This is a genomic window from Falsiroseomonas oryzae, assembly GCF_027856955.1.
Classification (GTDB): domain Bacteria; phylum Pseudomonadota; class Alphaproteobacteria; order Acetobacterales; family Acetobacteraceae; genus Falsiroseomonas; species Falsiroseomonas oryzae.
In genome coordinates this window covers 1-4,405 of sequence record NZ_JAPSMD010000434.1, presented here as the reverse complement: position 1 = coordinate 4,405, position 4,405 = coordinate 1, and the positions used below count along the sequence as shown (strand labels likewise).

Below are 4,405 nucleotides of genomic sequence, written 5' to 3'. Positions count from 1 at the left end.
CTGGCGCGGCTGCTGCAGCTGGTCGCGCTGCCCGGCAGCGCGCCGCGGCGCGACCTGCTGCCCGGGCAGGACGCCTTCGCCGCCGTGATGGAGCGGCTGGCGGCAGGGCCGGCGACAGCGGGTCAGCTGGTGGCGGAGCTGCCCTCGGCACGCGCCTGGCGGATGCACCGCGCGCTGGCCTGGCTGCTGAAATGTGACATCATCCGTTACGAGTAGGCTTGCGCCCGCCCCTCCGCGATAGAGATATTGCGGCGCCGGCCGTCATGGCCCCCCTGCCGCAGGCCATCCGGGCGGCTGCGCCGACCGCGCCGGTTTCGGAAGAAGTTCGGCGGCGCTTCGGGCCGCGCCGCCCGGCGGCCGGCTATCCTGCCGCCATGACACAGCCGCGCCGCGATACCGGGTCGGGACGGACGGGAGGCCGGGCATGATCGCGGCCGCCGCCCGCCGCGCCGCCATGCCCGCCGGGCGGGTGCACACGGGCCCGTGGGTTGCCCGGCAGGGCGGTGGCGCTGCCATCCTGGCGCGCGGTAGGTTCGGGTCCGGACCGCTTCAGGTACATCGGATGGAGATCAGGGCGACCGCCCGCCGGATCCGCTTCGGCCACTGCACCCTGGACGAGGGGCGCGGGATGCTGCTCGCGCCCGACGGCACCGAGACGCTGCTGCGGCCGAAGACCTACGAACTGCTGCGCCTGCTGCTGCGCAACCCCGGCCGCGTGGTGGCGCGCGACGAGATCCTGGACGCGGTCTGGCCCGGCATCTTCGTCACCGACGACAGCATCACCCAGTGCGTGGTGGAGATCCGCAAGGCGATCGGCGCCGGCGGGACGGAGCTGCTGAAGACCGTGCCGCGCCGCGGCTACCTGCTGCAGGCCGAGGTGGAGACCGACGAGCTCGTCGCCGCGCCGGTCGCGCCGCTGCTCTCGCCGCGCGCCGACGACCGGCCCTCCATCGCGGTGCTGCCCTTCCGCAAGGACCACCACGACCCCGAGGAAGGCTGGTTCGCCGACGGCATCATCGAGGGCATCGTCCATGTCCTGTCCGGGCTGGACGGGCTGTTCGTGGTCAGCCGCGGCTCGGCGCTCGCCTTCGCCGCGCGCACGCTGGATGCGCGCGCGGCGGGGCGTGAGCTCGGCGTGCGCTACGTGCTGTACGGCGGCGTGCGGCGCGCCGGCGGGCGGGTGCGCATCAGCACCGAGCTGACGGATGCGGAGCGCGGCACCATCCTGCGCACCGACCGCTTCGACGGCGAGGCGAACGACATCTTCGCGCTGCAGGACCGCGTGGCGGAGCAGGTGGTGGCCGCCATCGCGCCGCAGCTGCGCGAGCACGAGCTGCAGCGCGCGCTGCGCAAGCCGCCGGCGAACCTGACTGCCTACGACCTGGTGCTGCGCGCGCTGGACGAGATCCGGCGCATGGACCGCGCTGCACTGGACAGGGGGCGTGCGTTGCTCGGCCAGGCGATGGAGGCGGACCCGGACAGCGCGCTGCCCTTCAGCTACACGGCCTGGTGGCACTCGCTGCGCATCGCGCAGGGCTGGGCGGAGGAACCGGGCGAGACCCAGGCCGCGCGCGACTGCGCGGAGGCCGCGCTGCGGCGCGACCGGCACGACGCCTTCGCGCTGGCGCTGCGCGGTTTCCTGCACGGCTACATGGAGCACGACTTCGCCACGGCGCGGCGCATGCTGGACCAGGCGGTGGATGTCGGCCCGAGCTGCGCATTGGCCTGGAGCTGGGGCGGCGCGCTGCGCTGCTGGCTGGACGAGGGGGCCGACGCCGTCGCCTGGGCGTCGCGCGGGCTGCGGCTCGCGCCCTGCGACCCCTTCACCTTCCTGCACGAGCACATCCTGGCGCAGGCGCGGTACACCGCGGGCGAGATGGAGCAGGCGGTCGCTGCCGCGCACGCCTCCATGCTGTCCAACCCGCAGCACCTGGCGAACTGGCGCACCCTGATCGCGAGCCTGGTCGCGCTCGGCCGGATGGACGAGGCGCGGCGCTTCGCGCTGCGGCTGATGGAGCTGGACCCCGGCTTCTCGCTGGGCGGCTTCCTGCGCCGCACGCCGCTGCAGGGCGGCATGCGCGACCTCTTCGCGGAGCGGCTCCGGCGCGCCGGGCTGCCCGACTAGCCAGGGTGGAAGCAACGTGCCGCGCGATGCGCGGAAGGGAGAATCGTGGATGTCTGCCAGCAACCAGGGGAATCAAGGGAACCAGGGGAACCAGGGCAACCAGGGGAACCAGGGCAACCAGGGGAACCAGGGGAACCAAGGGAACCAAGGGAACCAGGGCAATCAGGGGAACCAGGGGAACGCTGGCTACGCCGGCGGCAGCGGCGGGTGGTATTTCCCCGACCGCGTGGACCTGCCCTTCGTCGCCAGCCCCTCGGGCACCCCGTTCAAGCCGCTGCGGGATCCTGATTGGCGCGCCGGGCATGACGGCCGGTTCGGCCGGCGCTGGGCCTCGGAATGGCGCGCCTGGCACCTGCTGGCCGAGTTCACCGACACGCCCGCCTGGCGCTACCGCCAGCGCGAATCCGGCAAGGGCGCGGCCGGCGAGGGCGGCCTGGCGCTGGTCGGCTGGCGCGAGCGGCTGACGCGCGACGGCGGCAACCTGACCGAGGCGGTGAACGCCGAGATCGACGCGCTGATCCTGCTGGCCGAGGACGAGCGCCCGGATGCGATGGGCGAGATCCTGGCGCAGAGCGGCAGCTTCATCGTCGAGTTCATGGGGCTGCTCTGCGCCACGCCGGGCAGCCATCCGGCGACCTTCGCGGCGATCCAGGCCGCCAACCTGATCGGCGGGCTGGCGGTGCAGCACTTCAAGATGATCGAGGACCGCCGGCGCCCCTCCCAGGTCTGCGCCGCCCTTCGGCCGCCGATCGAGGTGCCGGGCCATGCCTCCTACCCCTCCGGCCACGCCACCCAGGCAAGCCTGATCGCGCAGGCGCTGGGCGCCATCCTGGCTGAGACGCCGGCCGCCGCCTGCCTGCCGGCGGTGCAGGTCCTGGCGGAGCGGGTCGCGCGGAATCGGGAGATCGCCGGCCTGCACTATCCCAGCGACAGCGAAGCCGGGCAGGAACTTGCCAGCGCGGTGGCGGCAGCGATGCGGCAGACGCCGGGCGCTGCCGCGCTGCTGCGCGCCGCCCGCGCCGAGTGGAACTGAGCCGGTGGGCGACATCATCGCCGCGGCCGACGAACTGCTGGCCGCCGCCACGGCCGCGGTGGCGCGGCGGGCGGAGCGGCTGCCCGCGCTCCCGGCCGGGTCAGACGCCTTCTGGGGCGACAGCCCGGATGGCTACGACGCCTTCTTCGTCGCCGGCGGCGGCCTGCCCTGGCCCTATCCGGACCACCGGATGGAGGGAGCGGCGTGGATGGACCTGGCAGCGAGGTGGAAGCGGCTGCGCCGCACCAGGCCCTCCGGCGCGATGGCGGCGGGCCGGGGCGCGCTGCTCGACCGTCTCCGCCGCGCCTCGGCCAGCAATGCCGGCGGGTCCGGCCCGATCGCCTCGCGGCGGGAGGCGAGCCGCAACTGGTCCGGCGCCATACTCGGTGCGCGGGAAGGCTGCCGCTTCACCGCCGTCACCGCACGCTGGCGCGTGCCGGATGCCGCGGAGTCCGCTCCCGGCGCGCCGGCACCCATCGAGGGCGCCTTCGCCGGCGAGCCGCTGTCGCGCCGCGTCTCGGTCTGGATCGGGCTCGACGGGCATCGCGACATCGCCGGCTCGCTGCCGCAGATCGGCACGACGACGGCGGAGATGTTCCGGGATGGCCGGCGCTGGGTGGAGACCTATGCCTGGGCGCAGTGGTGGGTGCTGGGCGGCAACTACGGCGAAGTGGTCTTCACCGATTTCGCCGTCCGGCCGGGCGACGAGGTGGCGTGCTGGCTCGCCCTGCATTCGCCGGAGCGGGTGGTGATGAGCATCCGCAACGAGACGCGCGGCACCGAGGACAGCGTGGCCTGGCAGTCGGGCCCGATCCCCGCCGGTGGCGGGCGCGCCGACCTGATGCAGCTTCACGCCCGGCCGGCACCGGTCGATGGCATGGCCGCGGTGTGGTGCGTGGAGCGGCCGACGGTGATGGGCCGCACCGACAAGTATCCGCTGCCGGATTTCGGCCAGGTGGAGTTCCGCGACTGCATCGCCGGCGGCAGCAGGCAAGGCCCGCATGACGCGCTGCGCTATGCCGCGGTGGACATGCTCCGCACGCTCGACCAGCCGCGGCTGGTCAGCATGACGGACCGCCGGGGCACCCCCTGCTGCGCGCGGCGGATCGCGGTACCGGACCGCGGCGCGGCGCGCGACCGGCTGGTGGTGCAGTACCGCGGGTGACGCGCCGGGCGCCGGGCGGCAGTACGCCGCGGTCAGCCGCGCCGGCGGAACCGCTCCACCGCGCTGACCAGCGCGGTGCGCA

4 protein-coding genes are annotated in these 4,405 nt (G+C 74.4%); all 4 read left to right on the top strand.

What is annotated here, in order from left to right:
* Positions 1-216, top strand: a 216-nt coding sequence (locus tag OZN99_RS26330; protein ID WP_270938201.1) for a hypothetical protein, incomplete at its 5' end; no start/stop codon positions are given.
* A gap of 346 nt (positions 217-562) precedes the next feature.
* Positions 563-2,125 (top strand): winged helix-turn-helix domain-containing protein, encoded by a 1,563-nt coding sequence (locus OZN99_RS26325; protein WP_270938200.1) that lies wholly within the window; start codon positions 563-565, stop codon positions 2,123-2,125.
* A 49-nt stretch (positions 2,126-2,174) separates the two neighbouring features.
* Positions 2,175-3,158 carry a phosphatase PAP2 family protein gene (locus OZN99_RS26320; protein ID WP_270938199.1) on the top strand — a complete coding sequence of 328 codons (984 nt, stop codon included), beginning with the start codon at positions 2,175-2,177 and terminating at the stop codon, positions 3,156-3,158.
* Between the two features lie 4 nt (positions 3,159-3,162).
* Positions 3,163-4,323 (top strand): G1 family glutamic endopeptidase, encoded by a 1,161-nt coding sequence (locus OZN99_RS26315; RefSeq protein WP_270938198.1) that lies wholly within the window; start codon positions 3,163-3,165, stop codon positions 4,321-4,323.
* The last annotated feature ends 82 nt before the right edge of the window (positions 4,324-4,405 follow it).